Genomic DNA, 15,246 nt, shown 5'->3' on the forward strand with positions numbered 1-15,246 from the left:
ACCCCGAGCCTGTCGGTTCGAGGCCTATGATTCGCAGCCTCCGCGGGGAAGGCTAGCGGCGTACAATGATCGGCTGGGCGCGTGTTAACGCGGAGCGGATGATTGGATTTTTTGCTGATGCTTCAGCCCCCATACCGACATGACATCCAGCACTTCCTTGATCGTCGCGCCGTACTCCGTCAGCGAGTATTCGACTTTCGGGGGAACCTGCGTATACACTTTTCGGTCGATAATGCCGTCGTCCTCCAGCTCACGAAGCTGCTGCGTCAGCATTTTTTGCGTGATATCGGGCATGTCCCGTTTCAGCTCGCTGAACCGCTTGATCCCTTCCGTCAAATGACACAAAATAACCGGCTTCCATTTGCCGCCGACGACTTTGAGCGTCGTTTCCACCGAGCTCTTAAATTGCATGTCACCCATGGTTTTGGCTCCTTTAGTATAAAAAATGATACTATCATACAAAAAAGTGGGTACTTGAATTTATGAATATAATATACCATAATCGCAATGTATGCTCATAGGAAGAAATGGAGACGATGAGGACGGAGCATGCAGCCAATCATTTAATGGAGGAGAGATCTTGATGGATTTGAAACATACAAACGCAGTGATCACCGGAGCGGGAAAAGGCATCGGCAAAGCGATTGCCGTACAGCTGGCCAAGGAAGGCGTAAACCTCGGCCTTGTAGCGAGAACCGCCTCCGATCTGGAGGAGCTGCGCGCCGAGCTTGAGAGCGCCTATCACGTCAAGGTATATACTGTCTCCGCCGACATCGCCCGCCGAGACGCGGCGGAGCAGGCGGTCCAATCGCTTATCGGCCGTCTCGGCTCGCTCGATATTTTAATCAATAACGCCGGCATCGCGCAGTTCGGCACCGTTGCCGAGATGGAGCCCGAGCTGTGGGAGAGCATCGTTCAGACGAACCTGATGGGCACGTATTACGTGACCCGCGCCGCGCTGCCGACGATGCTGGCGCAAGCGAGCGGCAGCATTATCAGTATTGCATCCACCGCCGGCGAGCGCGGCTTCGCGACCGGGTCGGCTTACTGCGCATCCAAAGCAGCCGTGCTCGGTTTCACGGAAGCGCTGATGCAGGAGGTGCGCAAATCGAACATTCGCGTGACGGCGCTGACGCCCAGCACCGTCAATACGGAGCTTGCCGCGAATGCCGGCCTGAAGATCGGGGACGAGGACCGGATGATGCAGCCGGAGGACTTGGCCGATCTCGTCGTGGCCGCCTTGAAGCTGCCGCCGCGCGTCTTCGTCAAGACAGCCGGCCTATGGACAACCAATCCGCAATAAGAGAAGGAGATGAAACGACATGGGCAGCAATTACTTGCTTTCGCCTTACAGCCTAAAAGGCTTGCAGCTCAAAAACCGTATCGTGATGGCGCCGATGTGCCAATACTCGGTAATGGAAAAGGACGGAAAGCCGAATGACTGGCATCATGTGCATTACGTTAGCCGCGCGGTCGGCGGTACGGGCTTGATCATTATGGAAATGACCGATGTCGAGCCGGACGGTCGCATTACGGATTACGACTTGGGCCTATGGTCGGACGAGCATATTCCCGCTTTCGCGCGAATCATTGACGGCGTGCACCGGTACGGCGCCAAGATCGGCATTCAAATCGCGCATGCCGGCCGCAAGGCGGAGGATGCGCCCGAGCCGGTCGCGCCATCGGCGATTCCGTTTCCCGGTCCCGAGTATAAGCTGCCGCGGGCGCTCACGACCGATGAAGTACGAGAGATGGTGCGCAAGTTCGCCGATGCCGCCAGACGTGCAGTGCAGGCCGGAGTCGATACGATCGAGCTCCACGGCGCGCACGGCTACTTGATCCACCAGTTCCATTCGCCGCTGACGAACCGGCGCGAGGATGCGTACGGACAAGATTTGGCGCGCTTCGGCGTCGAAGTGATCGAAGCGGTAAAAGCGCAGCTGCCGCCTGACATGCCGCTCTTCTTCCGCATTTCTGCGGTTGAATACGCGGATGGCGGCTACGGCATCGATCACGCCATTCAGCTGTGCAAGGCGTATCAAGCGGCAGGCGTCGACGCGTTCCACGTAAGCTCCGGCGGAGAAGGGCCGGCCGGTGAGCGGAAGCCCGGCAACTACCCGGGGTACCAGGTTCCATTTGCCCGCAGCATTCGACAGGCGCTGAACGTTCCGGTCGTCGCGGTCGGCATGCTCGAAGATCCGGCGCTGGCCGAGTCGGTTGTCGGCAACGGCGACGCCGAGCTGGTCGCCATCGCCCGCGGGCTGCTACGCGATCCGTATTGGGCCACGCACGCGGCGTACGCGCTGCGCAGCGAGGAGAAGCACGTGCCGCAGCAGTACGAGCGCGCTTATCATTAACATAGTACAGGCGCGGCGATGTGCCTGATTGCCAATCCATCAGCGGCGAACCGGACGCGCTTTTCGTCCGGTTCGCCGTTTTGGTGTATGCCGCCGGAACATTTGAACAATCGGCGCCGCAGGCGTACAATGGCAGAAGAGTCCGTAGGGGCCTCGCAAGTGCATACCCGAGTCCTATCTGCATAATAGGGGAAGAATGCATGAAGAACGTTTCATGAACAACTCCCGATCGAATAAAAGGAGGCTATCATAACATGAAAGTGGAAATTTGGTCGGATTTCGCCTGCCCGTTCTGCTATATCGGCAAGCGGAGGTTTGAAGCTGCACTCGAGCAGTTTCCGCAGCGCGCGGAGGTGGAGGTCGTATACCGAAGCTTCGAGCTGGACCCGAACGCGCCGGTAAGCGTCGATCACGACGTTCACCAGATGCTGGCGGGCAAATACGGCATGTCCCGCGAACAAGCGATCGACATGAACCGCAATGTGGTGGAGCAAGCCGCCGCGCTCGGGTTAGCCTATCATATGGACACGCTGGTGCTGACGAATACGTTCGACGCGCATCGTTTGGCGCAATATGCCGCCGTCCACGGCAAGCTCACGCCGATGACGGAACGGCTGCTGAAAGCGTATTTCACCGACTCGCTGCACTTGGGCGACCGCGAAACGTTGGCCGGGCTCGCTGCGGAGGTCGGCCTCGACCGGGACGATGTCCTGCACATGCTGGAAAGCGGCGCATTTGCAGACGAGGTTCGCGCTGATGAGCAGGATGCGGCCGCGCTCGGGATCCGCGCCGTTCCTTTCTTCGTGATTGACCGCAAATTCGGCGTCTCGGGCGCACAGCCGGGCGAAGTGTTCCTGCAAGCGCTGCAGAAAGCGTGGGAGGCGTCATCTCCCCTTACCTTGCTCAATGAACAGGATGGAGATTCGGCGAACGGATGCGAAGACGGGGCTTGCACCCCGCCTCCCCGCAAACCGTAACAGGATAAGAGACGAAGACCCGCTTGGCTGCGGATAAAGCCGGCGGGTCTTTGGGACACTCGTTATTGCAATCCTATCTAACTTATTATATGTTAGTAAATTATGGGATGATAGGAGATATGCAGATGGCGACGATCTATGATTTTAACGTGCAGAAGACGAGCGGAGAACGGTTTCCTCTATATCATTACGAGGGAAAACCGGTTCTTATTGTGAATACGGCCAGCAAGTGCAAATTCACCTCGCAGTTCGACGATTTGCAGAAGCTGTATGAGCAGTACCGTGAACAGGGAGTAGAAGTTCTCGGGTTTCCCTGCAATCAATTCGGCGAGCAAGAGCCTGGGAGCCATCAGGAGGCGGCGGAATTTTGCCAGATCAATTACGGCGTGAAATTCCCGGTGTTCGCCAAAATCGAAGTGAACGGCGACCATGCGCATCCGTTATTCGATTATTTGAAGAAGGCGGCTCCGTTCAAGGGATTCGAGGATCACATGAACGCCAAGCTGCTGAAGCTGATGATTACCGAAAAAGCGCCGGAATGGCTGCTTGGCGACGCGATCAAATGGAATTTCACGAAGTTCCTTATCGACCGGCAAGGAAACGTCGTTCGCCGCTTCGAGCCTACCGATTCGATTGAAGCGATCCGTGTGGGCATCGATTCGCTGCTGCAGTAGACACTGACGAATGTTTAGGGTTTCGTTATGACCAGTGCACTAGTGCGCCGTATGGCGGGGCCTAAGTAAATAATGACGTTGAGCGAGCGGGGGAGGGCGTTTCTTCCTGACCCTCGGAAAGCGACGGACGCATCGAATCACATTTGAAGGAAGAAGACGGCATAGGATGGGGATATATCCTTTTTGCAGAGGAGCTGCTTCTCATGCCAATTTCCCCGGGCACCCACTTGCTGTATACCGTTCATCCGAATGATACTTTGCATTCGATTGCGGTTCGACTGGGCACCAATGTGCCTTCGCTGGTGCAGATCAACGCGTTGTATCCACCCGTTGCCGACCCGAACCGGATCTTTCCCGGCCAAGCGCTGCTGGCTCGATTGCCCGGTATGGCCGAGCAAAGCGCAGTCTTGTATCAGGTTCAGCCGGGAGATACGCTGTACCGGATCGCCGATCGTTTCTCCGTCAGCGCCGACATGCTGGCCGGCGTGAATCAGCTGCAGCAGCCGGATCTTCTGCGGGTCGGCCAACTGTTGTACATTGCCGCCTTCGCGTATGAGGCGGAGCCGGGGGATTCGCTGTACCGAATCTCCCGACGCTTCGGTATACCGATGAGCGCGTGGATCCGGGCCAATCGCAGCCGCCCGGCGCTATCCTCGCTCGACGTTCTTTACCCCGGCTTCCACCTGGTCGCGCCGCTTCCATCCTCAACGAATATCGTAGTATTCGAGCCGCTGCCCGGAACGAGGGTTTCCCAAGGACAGCGGTTGTCGGGCAGCGCCCGCGCGTTCGAAGCGACAATCCATTACCAAATCCGCGACGCGATGGATAGCCCTGTAACCGGGGAACGGACTGCAACGGCTGCGCAAGGCGCGCCGGCTTTCGGAGCATTCGTCGTCCAGATCTCGTTCGATCAAGCACCTTCTACGCCAAACGGCGTGTTGATGGTGTACACGCGCAGTGCCCGCGACGGCAGCATGCAAGATTTGGTGGATGTTCCCGTTATATTTTAAGCTGGACAGCTCGTGATGGACAAAAAAAGGAGAAGAACTGCTGTAGGGGCAGATCTTCTCCTTTTCGCATGCTGTTGAGCTGCCGTACAGCGAGAATGTCCTCCTCAGAACGCATCGTTGTAAGCTAGCTCAATGAGCTGCAGGTAGTCTTCGCGGCGGATCGGCCGTACGTTGCTGGGTGTGGAGTTGTTGAGATAGGCCATCTCGGCGATGCGCGGGAAGTCCTCGCGGCGGACGCCGGGCAGCTCCCGCAATCGGGGAATTTCCAGCTGCTGCGTCCATTCGCGCACGCCTGCGATCAATCGTTGGACGGCTTGGTCGTCCGAATGCGAATCTTGGGCGAAGCCCATATGCCGCGCCATTTGCGCGTGGACCGTCTGCTCCGCCTGGGCGTTGAACTGCAGTACATACGGCAGGAATACCGAATTGGCGACGCCGTGGGGCGTGTCGTACAATCCCCCGAGCGCCTCGGCCAGACAGTGGACGGCGGCGACATCGCTGGAGCCGAAGCAGAGGCCCGCCAGCATGCTGCCTTCCAGCATGGCGTACCGCGCCTGTTCGTCATGCCCGTCACGGAAAGCCGCCGGCAGCGCAGCGACGATCGTTCGCATCGCCCGCGCGCCGAATGCCTGTGAGATCGGATGGGTCACCTTACACGAATATCCTTCGATGGCATGAACCAATGCGTCTACGCCGGTGGCGGCCGTAACGGCTCTCGGTACGGTGAACGTCAGCTTCGGATCGAGCACGGCAAGCAGAGGACGCAGCGACGCATGCTTGAGCGTCAGCTTCCGGTGCGTGGCCGATTCCGTAATGACCGAGGAACGCGTTACTTCAGAGCCCGTTCCAGCTGTGGTCGGTATGCAAACGATCGGCGCGATGTTCTCGTAAGCCCGCAATCCTTCGATGTAGTCCAGCGGCGTACCGCCGTTCGGGCCAAGCAGGGCGATCGCCTTTCCCGTATCCATAGCGCTTCCGCCGCCGATCGCAACGACCGCGTCCAGCCGTTCCTCGGCAAACAGCCTCGCGCCGTTAAGGCATTCGGTGTCGCGCGGATTTTGCGAGAGTTCATCGAATAATACGACGCGATAGCCTGCGGCCGTGAGCCGATCCCGGATCGGCTGAACGATGCCGGCCTTGACTACCCCAGGATCGCTGACCAGAACAATTGATTTGCCGATATGGAGCGACTGAAGCAGCTCGGGCAGCTGCTCGGAGAGGCCCATTCCCATTTCGATGCGGGTATTGCAATAATAGCTGTAAGTTTCCAATGTTCTCGCTGCTCCTCAATGTATGAAGTCCGTCTGGCTCGGTGAAGCGCTTGTTTGCTGAGCCTATTTTACGGCAAAAGAGATCGATTGACAATGAACATGCGTATGAGTGCCATGTAGGTGAATATGGGAAGAGGCGGCTGCGAAGGGATGGGGCCGAACGGCGAGTGGGCTTGGCACAGCATGCTTGGAAGTTCGCCCGCGAATGAGATAAGATGAAGGCGAGCGTGTGGACGCAGAACAAGGTCCCGTACCCTGTGCAGCAAATTTGAGAGAGACGAGGATGGAGGACTTTTCGTGATTAACGTACTGTTCGTCTGCTTGGGCAATATATGCAGATCCCCCATGGCGGAAGCCATTTTGCGTCACAAAATCAATGAAGCGGGACTCGCCGGCCGCATCCGGGTCGATTCCGCCGGAACCGGGGACTGGCATATCGGCCAGCCACCTCATCAAGGAACGCGTCAAATCTTGAAGCGATACCGCATTGATGATTCGGGAATTCGGGCGCGCCAGCTTCGGACGGATGATTTTCACTCTTTCCATTACATGATCGCCATGGATTCCAGCAACATGCAAAACATCTCCAAATGGTTAACGGACGATGCTCGCTGCGAAGTGAAGCTGCTGACGGATTTCGTTCCGAACCATAAGGGAAACGATGTGCCGGACCCGTACTATACGGGCAACTTTGACGAAGTGTATGAGCTGGTAAACGAAGGCTGCGAGCAACTGCTGGATTACATTTGCGAAAAGGAAAATTTGAACTAATACGGGGGCCGCTCACTGAAACATTTCAGTATCATTCATTATCCGAACTGACGAAAGGGCTTCGAACAAGGGATGGAGGAGCTTCTCGTGCATGAACACATTCACAGGAACAGACACGGAGCCGAAGTGCGTGAGGACAGCTTCCTTCAGGGGGTCAAAGACTGCGTTCCAACGCTGCTCGGTTATTTAAGCATTGGATTTGCTGCCGGCGTGGTCGGACATACTTCCGGACTCAGCATAGTGGAGATTACGTTCATGTCTTTGCTGATCTATGCCGGCTCTGCGCAGTTTATACTCGCCGGCATGGTTGCATCGCACGGATCGGCGGCGGCCATGATGTTGACCGTATTTATTGTCAATCTTCGCCACCTTCTGCTCAGCGCGGCGTTATCGCCGTATTTTCGCCATCTCACCCCTTTGAAGGCAATGCTGATCGGCTCATTGCTGACGGATGAGACATTCGGCGTTGCGATGAACAAAGTGGCGGGCCGCAACCATATCGGCGAACAATGGATGCACGGTTTAAATGTAACGGCTTATCTTCACTGGCTTGCCGCCACGTTGGCCGGAGCTTTCCTAGGTCAATGGATTACGAATCCGGCAAAGCTCGGCTTGGATTTTGCGTTAGCTTCGATGTTTATCGGTCTGCTCGTGCTTCAAATGGCAAGCCGCCGAAAATGGGTCAAAGATCTCGCGGTTGCCGTATGCGCCGTTGTTATCGTGGTGGGAGCGAGTATTGCGTTATCCGGCAGTGTGGCCGTTATTGTAGCGACTGTCGCTGCCGCTACGCTTGGAATGGCGGTGGACAAATGGAAGTGAATATGACTATCTTTTGGATCATTATCGGGGCTTCCATCGCGACGCTCATCCCAAGGGTGATTCCGCTTGTCGTGCTTAGCCGCATGAACATACCGGATTGGGCGATGCGATGGTTAAGCTATGTCCCCATCGCGGTCATGGCCGCATTGGTGGGACAAGAGCTGCTGACGGCCGACGGTAAGCTCGTCTCCTTCCGAAAAAACATTGAACTATTCGCGGCGCTCCCCGCATTTTTGACGGCGATTCTGACCCGAAGCTTATTAGGTACCGTTGTGGCCGGAATGATTTCGATCACGCTGCTGCGGTTGTATATGTAGAAGATTTCCGGGGAAACAGCTACTCGGACTTCGGCAGGTCCAGATGAATGGACCAAGTCCAACGATTTTGCGTTCTTACGTCTTCGGCCGATCCGCTCTATAATTACAACTACCTCATCCGGTGATACACCGGAGCGGACAAAAAAGGAGTGGATCGCACATGCAATCAACCGTACAATCGTTGTTTCAACCTTATACACTACCGAGCGGCGTAACGCTCGCGAATCGGCTCGTGATGGCCCCGATGACGCATCTTTCCTCTCAACCTGACGGCAAGGTTTCCGCTGCCGAGATCGCATATTATGTCAGGCGGTCGGAAGGACTGGGTCTGATTATTACGGCAGCCACCTGGGTGACACCGAGCGGCGGGATGCACGGCTCCCCTGGGGCCGCGGCTGACGACGATATCCCCGGTCTGCGCCGGCTCGCCGCAGCGATTCGGGAGCGAGGGGCCAAGGCGGTCCTTCAACTGTTCCACACGGGACGCCAGGGTACGAGGACGGGAGATCTCGTCGCCCCGAGCGCGGTGCCAGAAGCCCGCGAAGGCGCTGCCGTGCCGCGGGCGCTGGAGGAGGCCGAGATCGCGGATATTATTCATGCGTTCGGCGAAGCCGCTCGCCGGGCGATCGCGACCGGGTTCGATGGCGTGGAGATTCATGGGGGCAACGGCAACTTGACCCATCAATTTTTCTCGCCGCTCTCGAATCAGCGCAATGACCGGTACGGCGGCACGCTGGAGCGGCGAATGACGTTCGGGCTCGCGGTCGTCGACGAAGTGCAGCGCGTCGTCCGCGAGCACGCGGACCGGCCGTTCGCGGTCGGCTACCGGCTCTCGCCGGAAGAGCGAGACATGCCCGGAGCGGCGTCGGACGCTCCGGACGAGCGGGAGCAGCCGGGGATCACCATGGAGGATACGCTGGCATTCGTTGACGTACTTGCCGGTCGCGGGCTCGATTACCTTCACATCTCGTTGACCGACTTCCGCAACCCGCCGCGCCGGGGTTCATGGGGCGGCCGATCTCGCCTTGCCATTCTGCAGGAGCGCGTCGGCGGCCGGGTGCCGCTCATCGGCGTGGGCGCCGTTCACACGGCCGAAGACGCGCTCGAAGCGATGCAATCGGGCGTTCCGCTCCTCGCGCTGGGACGCGAGCTCCTCATGGAGCCCGATTGGGTCGACAAAGCCCGCAGCGGACGCAGTGCAGACATCCGCACAACGATGCCGGCGAACGGCTGCGAACGGCTGTCGATTCCCGATCCGATGTGGCAGCTTCTCCGAAGCATTCCCGGCTGGCTGCCGTTCGAGGAGAAGTAACTGCCCTGTTCTTCGCATAAGCCGACTGCAAGGCGCTGTACTTTGCAAGCCGATGAAGCGAAGGCCTTCCACGCCGGAGGGGCTTCCCGGCGCAGCTCAACGTACCTTTGGGAAGACTGAACCGAACGATGGCTCGCGGTACCGCTGGACATTTGTGCACCGACACAAAGCTGGTTTAATAAACGACACCACTTTGCTTAAATATAAAACGCGAGACAAAACTGTAATTCAAGTTTTGTCTCGCGTTTTCGCGGGAGCTTAATCATGGGACATTGAACTCGTAATCCGTAATGACAGGGGAATTCAGCCATACCTTTGACATACTGACAATAGCTGAATCCCATAAAAGATTCGTTTCTTACAGCTTTTCCATGAAAGCTAACAAATGTTCTTTCACCTGTGCTTTTTCTTCCTGGGTCATATTGTTTAATTTTAAATTCTTCTTTGCATTATCAGGGGTTATAAGGATTGTGGAGGGTTCATGAATTGTTTCTTTAAGGGTATTTTCTTCCGTGAGCAACAGCTTAGATTTGTTTGAATAGGAATGGATTATTTCCGTTTGTAAATAATTACCTTCCATATCATAAAAATCCTCAATAGATTTAATATCCGATTTCATATGGGTTTTCCCTTCCTCAATAGTGGTTATTGATTGATGTTCCGATATCCTGCCAATTCGCAACGACGGCAGCCGTCTTGTCATGATTGAGCTATCGTTCTCCGATAGCTGAATAGGCTGCCAAGCGGTTTGTAAAGTGAAATATTTATTAAAACGTAGGAGCAGGTGGTTCGTCTATTTTCATACGGAGTAAACTATAAGGCTTCTGCCGCAGGTCATTTCCATAATGAAATCTTGCCTGCCGATGTAATTGGTTCACGATGAAATATAAGTATTGATCTGGACCAATAGAAAAAGTATCTGGCCATAAAATTCTCGGATCATGTGCGATGGTTTCCATTATTCCATTCGGCAATATTTTCCGAATACTATTGTTTTCATAGTCTCCAGCGTAAACGTTTCCTTTTGCATCGGTGATCATTCCATCTGAAGCACCTTTTTCTCCCCAATACTTCACGTGATACTGTAAGTTCATATCCGGTATCGTTCGGTCTCTTAGGGCTTCCGTTGAAATCGAGTACAGATGACGACTGGAGAGAGGACAAAAATACAACATCTTGCCGTCCGGGGAAATCGCTATACCATCGGATGCCAATCTAAACGGTGAAGTAGATCCGTCTTTGTTTCGATTCATCAGGATTTTACCTTCAACTTTCGGTAAGAGAAAAAGATCCGGCGAAGTTGAATTTACCCCGTTTAACCGTCTCCAGGCATAACCCGTTTCTAAATCAACGACAATAATGGCTCCTGGTCCTCGGGAAGACGAATCCGTTATATAAGCATAACCTGCTTTACCAACACGAAAATCGAATCGGACATCATTCAGATAAGTGGTTGGCAGGACAACATCTTCCGTAAATGTATATACACTTCTTATGGTATTTGAATTTAAATCTACAGCGACTAACTTCGCCCCCCCTTTGATGGGTTCTGAGAAATTAGGAGCTCCTGTATCCAGTACCCAAAGCGTTCCCTTTCCATCAGCAACGACACTTTGGACACTAATGAAGGACGTTGTGATATTCGATGGGCTTACCACATTAGCGTCTAAACTAGGATATGGCTGTAATGTATCGTGAACGATTTCAGCCACCGTAAATTTAACGTCGTCTCCCCATTTCGGAAAGCAAATGAAAATACGTCCGGTTTCAGAAACAGCAACGCCGGTAGGCATGGCTCCGTAAAATAAAAAAACCGCCTCAAACTTACCGAAATACTTTTCACTCGGTAACATCACTTTATAAAATCCTCCTCAACAGGTTCGAATTGCTATCACCTATATATATGACTGAATGTGATTCAAGTGCCCAGATAATAAAATATTTTTACGCATAGAATCTTCCTTCCTTATACAAGCTATGGTCATGGATATGGAACGAAATTTATTGCTGCTATGCTGGTTTGTGTGCGTGACCACCATCTATTTCCTTGTTCCAAAAGTGAAAGCTCATGAATTTTTGATGTGCTTTCTTGCGTGTCAGGCTGTAGTATGGATAGTAGAAGTGCTGCTCGTTCAATTTGATTTGGTGGCCTACCCGTTGCGTGAATTTCCCAAAGCTTCGGATTTGAATATCACGTTCAAAGTGATGTGGACGCCTGTTGCGAGCGGTCTTTATTACATCTACAGACCTCGTGAGAATCATTTGACGAAGTGTTTTTACTTTGCCGCCTGGATTTCACTGCTTACCTTAATTGACGGATTGCTAGCCGCAAATACCGAATTGGTGGATTATATACATTTTCACTGGAGTTTGATGGCGATCGTGTTATCGATTATATTCCTATCCGTCCACGGCCTAGCGAGCTGGTTCTTTAGAGACAGCCAAGTTTTCAGGAAGGAAGCGAGCGAGAGATGAGTTTGCAACTGCAATATGGGATCATCATTTCCGTGTGGATCCTTTCTTTGTTATTGATTCTCTTCATCCCGCGGCAGAAACGTCGATTGGCGATAGTCGCTTTTTTGTTCAAACAGTGGATTATGTGTATTTTCGGTCATGCCGTGGTCGAACTCCAACTTCTCGTCTATCCCGTAAGGGAGCTTGCCGACGTTAACCGGACGAGCTTCACCTACGAATATATGACCTATCCGATGACATGCGCGGTGTTTAACGCCTATTATCCGTCCCATCGGAGGCGCTGGATTCAATTCGGCTATTATGTATTATTCACTACTGTACTGACGGTGGTCGAGGTGCTTATCGAACAATATACCGATCTGATTCGGTATGTTCGTTGGAACTGGTTTTGGTCATGGGCCATGATTTTTCTCACATTCCTGATGGCTCGAGTGTTCTGTGTGGTCTACTTCGGAACCATGACACGAGTGGAAACGGCAAAACAAAAGAATGCAGCCAGTACGACACGTTCCTAAAAGTGGGGCTATGCCCCGAAGACGTCGCCCAGAGCAGAAGAAAGAGGGAGGCCCCTTAAGGGCCTCCCTTTCGCTTGTCATGATTCGCTGCGCTGGTCCGGCAAATCAAGTGCGTTCGCCGACGTGTGTGCGTCAACGCGGGTCATTTGCCCATGCGGAGATCTGCCGCTACCAAAGCTACCGTTTTATTGTTGGTCCGGCAGACTTAATGCGTTTGCTGAAGTTTGCGCTTGATCTAAAAATTCCTCTGCTTGGGTCAATTGCTGCCGGGCCGTCTCCAACGCTTGTGAATTTGTTGCCGCATTAGATTCACTTATCGAGTTTATCGCCTGATTTAAAGCTGTTTGCGCCTCAGAAACCGCGTTAGATGCATGCTGCTCCAGCGTATTGCCGCTCGAGTGAAGCGCACCTTCTGCCGGTTTTCTTGCATTTTCGGTGGCTAGATCAATTTTGTTTTCTTTGGGCATGGCGGGTCCTCCCTTCTTGAACAAAATCATTAATTAAACAGAAATAAGTATGCGGTTGAGATTCTGTTTATATTCCTGCGATTGTATGAAGATCCAATGCGTCGGAAAATCTAACTTTGATTGAAAAAAGGAGGTGATCATTTCTCAATGAATACGCCAACGCTAGCGCCGCATGAATCAATGGAACTGCATGAAGCGTTAAACTTTAAAACGCTCTGCCTGGCTAAGTCAAAACTCATGCAAGGCTTGGTCTTTGACCAAGAGCTAAAAGCGTTAATGCAGAAAGACGTATTTCAATCCACACAACAGATCGCTGAGCTGCAAGCAATCTACGCAAGAGCTCCATTCCAAGCGCCTGTTCCGAATAGCCCGACACCTATCACACATTAAAGGGGAGCGCCAATGAACACCGATTATTTAGACCCGATTAATTCGTTAAATATGCCGGAGATGGCAGATATGACTTTTGCAATGGACTTCCTTCTTCGTGCCAAGGAGGGTGTGCGAAATTTGTCCATCGCCCTGACGGAAACGGCTTCTCCCGATGTAAGAGCGCTGCTGCGCAATCATCTTAAGCAGGGGATTGCAATGCACCAAGAAATCACGGAGCTTATGATTCGCAAAAAATGGTTCCATCCTTACGAGCTGAACGAACAGTACCAGCTCGACCAGCTTTCGGCGAAAAATACGGTGATGATCGGGCAGATGAATTTGTTCCCGGATGATACGTCGCGTAAAGGGATGTTTGATCGGACCCCAGATGAACATATTGGAGGACATAAAGCATGAAGGCGGTAACGTATCAAGGGATTAAAAATGTCGTGGTCAAAGAGGTGCCGGATCCGAAGATTGAGAAACCGGACGATATGATCGTAAAGATCACCAGTACCGCCATTTGCGGTTCCGACCTTCACCTGATTCACGGGATGATCCCTAACCTTCAGGAGAACTATGTCATTGGGCATGAACCGATGGGTATCGTAGAAGAAGTAGGCCCTGGCGTGACCAAGGTAAAGAAAGGCGACCGTGTGATCATCCCGTTCAACATCGCATGCGGAGAATGCTTTTTTTGCAAAAATCAGCTGGAAAGCCAATGCGACAATTCAAACGAACACGGGGATATGGGCGCATATTTCGGCTACTCCGGAACGACCGGTGGTTACCCTGGCGGGCAAGCTGAGTATTTACGAGTTCCGTTTGCTAATTTCACCCACTTCAAGATTCCTGAAAACTGCGAGCAACCGGACGAGAAGCTAAGCTTGATCGCCGATGCCATGACGACGGCATTCTGGAGCGTGGATAACGCCGGCGTCAAGAATGGAGATACGGTCATCGTGCTCGGCTGCGGTCCGGTCGGACTTCTGGCCCAGAAATTCTGCTGGCTGAAGGGAGCAAAGCGGGTCATCGCCGTTGACTATGTCGATTACCGCTTACAGCATGCGAAGCGAACGAACAATGTGGAAATCGTAAACTTCGAACAGGATAACAATATCGGCAACAATCTCAAGGAAATGACCAAAGGCGGCGCCGATGTCGTGATTGATGCGGTAGGAATGGACGGCAAGATGAGCGATCTCGAATTTCTAGCCAGCGGTTTGAAACTGCAAGGCGGCACCATGAGCGCATTTATCATTGCGTCTCAGGCTGTCCGCAAAGGCGGGACTATCCAAGTCACTGGGGTATACGGCGGACGCTATAATGGATTCCCGCTCGGCGACATCATGCAGCGCAACGTGAATATCCGTTCCGGACAAGCCCCGGTTATTCACTACATGCCGTATATGTACGAGTTGGTTACTTCGGGAAAAGTGGACCCTGGAGACATTGTTACGCACGTCATTCCGCTTAGCGAGGCCAAGCGCGGCTATGAAGTGTTCGATACGAAAACGGACGATTGCATCAAAGTCGTCTTAAAGCCTTGAATATGGATAGATACATGGGAGGACAATCCGAATGAATTCCAATTACGCTTTGCATGAGATGCTGGAGGTTCATGAAATGGCTGCGTTCAAGACCGTTTGCATGACCAAATCCAAAACCATGCAAGCTCTGGTAACCGACCCGGAGCTCATGCAAATTTTGCAGCAAGACGTGCAATTATCACAGCAGCAGCTTCAGGAGCTCGGTGGAGTGCTGTCTAAAGCGACCCTATAGGAGATAAAGTCTGAAATCAATAGTAACTGATTGTACTCACGTAGAATGGCATAGCAAACAAGCCATCGAAAAGACGACTTTTTGGTAAATTAAGGATGTATGTATTACTCAGGTAGCTATTTGTAGA

The 15,246-nt window shown here is 53.2% G+C and carries 20 protein-coding genes; 15 read left to right on the top strand and 5 right to left on the bottom strand.

Annotated features, from left to right (window positions below):
• Positions 1 to 84: 84 nt before the first annotated feature.
• Complete coding sequence (locus KXG62_RS15630) at positions 85 to 420, bottom strand: winged helix-turn-helix transcriptional regulator (RefSeq protein ID WP_218092915.1); 336 nt, start codon at positions 418 to 420, stop codon at positions 85 to 87.
• A 163-nt stretch (positions 421 to 583) separates the two neighbouring features.
• Here KXG62_RS15630 and KXG62_RS15635 point away from each other — a divergent pair, with 163 nt between their 5' ends.
• The 5 genes from KXG62_RS15635 (at position 584) to KXG62_RS15655 (ending at position 5,018) form a co-directional block, all read left to right on the top strand.
• Positions 584 to 1,303 (top strand): 3-ketoacyl-ACP reductase, encoded by a 720-nt coding sequence (locus tag KXG62_RS15635; protein ID WP_218092916.1) that lies wholly within the window; start codon positions 584 to 586, stop codon positions 1,301 to 1,303.
• Positions 1,304 to 1,322: 19 nt separating this feature from the next.
• On the top strand, positions 1,323 to 2,357 hold the full coding sequence (locus KXG62_RS15640; RefSeq protein ID WP_218092917.1) for an NADH:flavin oxidoreductase/NADH oxidase: 1,035 nt from the start codon (positions 1,323 to 1,325) through the stop codon (positions 2,355 to 2,357).
• A 254-nt stretch (positions 2,358 to 2,611) separates the two neighbouring features.
• On the top strand, positions 2,612 to 3,334 hold the full coding sequence (locus KXG62_RS15645) for a DsbA family oxidoreductase (RefSeq protein ID WP_218092918.1): 723 nt from the start codon (positions 2,612 to 2,614) through the stop codon (positions 3,332 to 3,334).
• Positions 3,335 to 3,459: 125 nt separating this feature from the next.
• Positions 3,460 to 4,008, top strand: a complete 549-nt coding sequence (locus KXG62_RS15650; protein WP_218092919.1) for a glutathione peroxidase — start codon at positions 3,460 to 3,462, stop codon at positions 4,006 to 4,008.
• A gap of 203 nt (positions 4,009 to 4,211) precedes the next feature.
• Complete coding sequence (locus KXG62_RS15655; protein WP_218092920.1) at positions 4,212 to 5,018, top strand: LysM peptidoglycan-binding domain-containing protein; 807 nt, start codon at positions 4,212 to 4,214, stop codon at positions 5,016 to 5,018.
• A gap of 104 nt (positions 5,019 to 5,122) precedes the next feature.
• Here KXG62_RS15655 and KXG62_RS15660 read toward each other — a convergent pair whose 3' ends face one another.
• Positions 5,123 to 6,289, bottom strand: coding sequence for an iron-containing alcohol dehydrogenase (locus KXG62_RS15660; protein WP_218092921.1), 1,167 nt, complete (start codon positions 6,287 to 6,289; stop codon positions 5,123 to 5,125).
• A 297-nt stretch (positions 6,290 to 6,586) separates the two neighbouring features.
• Here KXG62_RS15660 and KXG62_RS15665 point away from each other — a divergent pair, with 297 nt between their 5' ends.
• The 4 genes from KXG62_RS15665 (at position 6,587) to KXG62_RS15680 (ending at position 9,508) form a co-directional block, all read left to right on the top strand.
• Positions 6,587 to 7,060: a low molecular weight protein-tyrosine-phosphatase gene (locus KXG62_RS15665; RefSeq protein ID WP_218092922.1), complete on the top strand. Its 474-nt coding sequence runs from the start codon at positions 6,587 to 6,589 to the stop codon at positions 7,058 to 7,060.
• A gap of 72 nt (positions 7,061 to 7,132) precedes the next feature.
• Entirely contained in the window at positions 7,133 to 7,879 is a 747-nt protein-coding gene (locus KXG62_RS15670; protein WP_218092923.1) for an AzlC family ABC transporter permease, read from the top strand.
• Positions 7,870 to 8,196 (top strand): AzlD domain-containing protein, encoded by a 327-nt coding sequence (locus KXG62_RS15675; RefSeq protein WP_218092924.1) that lies wholly within the window; start codon positions 7,870 to 7,872, stop codon positions 8,194 to 8,196. Before KXG62_RS15670 ends, KXG62_RS15675 begins: the two co-directional genes overlap by 10 nt.
• A gap of 160 nt (positions 8,197 to 8,356) precedes the next feature.
• Positions 8,357 to 9,508 carry an NADH-dependent flavin oxidoreductase gene (locus KXG62_RS15680; protein ID WP_218092925.1) on the top strand — a complete coding sequence of 384 codons (1,152 nt, stop codon included), beginning with the start codon at positions 8,357 to 8,359 and terminating at the stop codon, positions 9,506 to 9,508.
• Positions 9,509 to 9,866: 358 nt separating this feature from the next.
• Here KXG62_RS15680 and KXG62_RS15685 read toward each other — a convergent pair whose 3' ends face one another.
• Together KXG62_RS15685 and KXG62_RS15690 are read right to left on the bottom strand one after the other, a co-directional pair.
• Entirely contained in the window at positions 9,867 to 10,127 is a 261-nt protein-coding gene (locus tag KXG62_RS15685) for a hypothetical protein (protein ID WP_218092926.1), read from the bottom strand.
• Positions 10,128 to 10,275: 148 nt separating this feature from the next.
• Entirely contained in the window at positions 10,276 to 11,361 is a 1,086-nt protein-coding gene (locus tag KXG62_RS15690; RefSeq protein ID WP_218092945.1) for an L-dopachrome tautomerase-related protein, read from the bottom strand.
• 130 nt (positions 11,362 to 11,491) lie between these two features.
• On the opposite strand from KXG62_RS15690, the gene KXG62_RS15695 reads away from it, so the two are divergent.
• Both KXG62_RS15695 and KXG62_RS15700 read left to right on the top strand, forming a co-directional pair.
• Positions 11,492 to 11,983 carry a CBO0543 family protein gene (locus tag KXG62_RS15695; protein WP_246627472.1) on the top strand — a complete coding sequence of 164 codons (492 nt, stop codon included), beginning with the start codon at positions 11,492 to 11,494 and terminating at the stop codon, positions 11,981 to 11,983.
• Positions 11,980 to 12,498 (top strand): CBO0543 family protein, encoded by a 519-nt coding sequence (locus KXG62_RS15700; protein ID WP_218092927.1) that lies wholly within the window; start codon positions 11,980 to 11,982, stop codon positions 12,496 to 12,498. The genes KXG62_RS15695 and KXG62_RS15700 overlap by 4 nt, the downstream gene beginning before the upstream one ends.
• Before the next feature lie 185 nt (positions 12,499 to 12,683).
• Here KXG62_RS15700 and KXG62_RS15705 read toward each other — a convergent pair whose 3' ends face one another.
• On the bottom strand, positions 12,684 to 12,965 hold the full coding sequence (locus KXG62_RS15705) for a hypothetical protein (RefSeq protein WP_218092928.1): 282 nt from the start codon (positions 12,963 to 12,965) through the stop codon (positions 12,684 to 12,686).
• A gap of 147 nt (positions 12,966 to 13,112) precedes the next feature.
• Between KXG62_RS15705 and KXG62_RS15710 the strand changes: the two genes are divergently transcribed.
• Genes KXG62_RS15710 through KXG62_RS15725 form a run of 4 tightly spaced genes read left to right on the top strand, consistent with a single transcriptional unit; the run spans position 13,113 to position 15,119 of the window.
• Positions 13,113 to 13,355: a hypothetical protein gene (locus KXG62_RS15710; protein WP_028552139.1), complete on the top strand. Its 243-nt coding sequence runs from the start codon at positions 13,113 to 13,115 to the stop codon at positions 13,353 to 13,355.
• 12 nt (positions 13,356 to 13,367) lie between these two features.
• Complete coding sequence (locus KXG62_RS15715) at positions 13,368 to 13,754, top strand: spore coat protein (protein WP_218092929.1); 387 nt, start codon at positions 13,368 to 13,370, stop codon at positions 13,752 to 13,754.
• A complete protein-coding gene (locus tag KXG62_RS15720; protein WP_218092930.1) occupies positions 13,751 to 14,887 on the top strand; it encodes a zinc-dependent alcohol dehydrogenase in 1,137 nt (378 codons plus the stop codon). Before KXG62_RS15715 ends, KXG62_RS15720 begins: the two co-directional genes overlap by 4 nt.
• Before the next feature lie 31 nt (positions 14,888 to 14,918).
• Entirely contained in the window at positions 14,919 to 15,119 is a 201-nt protein-coding gene (locus KXG62_RS15725) for a hypothetical protein (RefSeq protein ID WP_218092931.1), read from the top strand.
• The last annotated feature ends 127 nt before the right edge of the window (positions 15,120 to 15,246 follow it).

The sequence above is a fragment of the Paenibacillus solanacearum genome (assembly GCF_910593845.1).
In the GTDB taxonomy this organism is placed as follows: domain Bacteria; phylum Bacillota; class Bacilli; order Paenibacillales; family NBRC-103111; genus Paenibacillus_G; species Paenibacillus_G solanacearum.

Coding starts and splice junctions, on each gene's coding strand:
- KXG62_RS15640 (WP_218092917.1), top strand. CDS start 1,323: ATGGGCAGCAATTACTTGCTTTCGCCTTACAGCCTAAAAGGCTTGCAG.
- KXG62_RS15645 (WP_218092918.1), top strand. CDS start 2,612: ATGAAAGTGGAAATTTGGTCGGATTTCGCCTGCCCGTTCTGCTATATC.
- KXG62_RS15680 (WP_218092925.1), top strand. CDS start 8,357: ATGCAATCAACCGTACAATCGTTGTTTCAACCTTATACACTACCGAGC.
- KXG62_RS15670 (WP_218092923.1), top strand. CDS start 7,133: ATGGAGGAGCTTCTCGTGCATGAACACATTCACAGGAACAGACACGGA.
- KXG62_RS15655 (WP_218092920.1), top strand. CDS start 4,212: ATGCCAATTTCCCCGGGCACCCACTTGCTGTATACCGTTCATCCGAAT.
- KXG62_RS15635 (WP_218092916.1), top strand. CDS start 584: ATGGATTTGAAACATACAAACGCAGTGATCACCGGAGCGGGAAAAGGC.
- KXG62_RS15725 (WP_218092931.1), top strand. CDS start 14,919: ATGAATTCCAATTACGCTTTGCATGAGATGCTGGAGGTTCATGAAATG.
- KXG62_RS15650 (WP_218092919.1), top strand. CDS start 3,460: ATGGCGACGATCTATGATTTTAACGTGCAGAAGACGAGCGGAGAACGG.
- KXG62_RS15675 (WP_218092924.1), top strand. CDS start 7,870: ATGGAAGTGAATATGACTATCTTTTGGATCATTATCGGGGCTTCCATC.
- KXG62_RS15705 (WP_218092928.1), bottom strand. CDS start 12,965: ATGCCCAAAGAAAACAAAATTGATCTAGCCACCGAAAATGCAAGAAAA.
- KXG62_RS15715 (WP_218092929.1), top strand. CDS start 13,368: ATGAACACCGATTATTTAGACCCGATTAATTCGTTAAATATGCCGGAG.
- KXG62_RS15695 (WP_246627472.1), top strand. CDS start 11,492: ATGGATATGGAACGAAATTTATTGCTGCTATGCTGGTTTGTGTGCGTG.
- KXG62_RS15690 (WP_218092945.1), bottom strand. CDS start 11,361: ATGTTACCGAGTGAAAAGTATTTCGGTAAGTTTGAGGCGGTTTTTTTA.
- KXG62_RS15630 (WP_218092915.1), bottom strand. CDS start 420: ATGGGTGACATGCAATTTAAGAGCTCGGTGGAAACGACGCTCAAAGTC.
- KXG62_RS15700 (WP_218092927.1), top strand. CDS start 11,980: ATGAGTTTGCAACTGCAATATGGGATCATCATTTCCGTGTGGATCCTT.
- KXG62_RS15710 (WP_028552139.1), top strand. CDS start 13,113: ATGAATACGCCAACGCTAGCGCCGCATGAATCAATGGAACTGCATGAA.
- KXG62_RS15720 (WP_218092930.1), top strand. CDS start 13,751: ATGAAGGCGGTAACGTATCAAGGGATTAAAAATGTCGTGGTCAAAGAG.
- KXG62_RS15685 (WP_218092926.1), bottom strand. CDS start 10,127: ATGAAATCGGATATTAAATCTATTGAGGATTTTTATGATATGGAAGGT.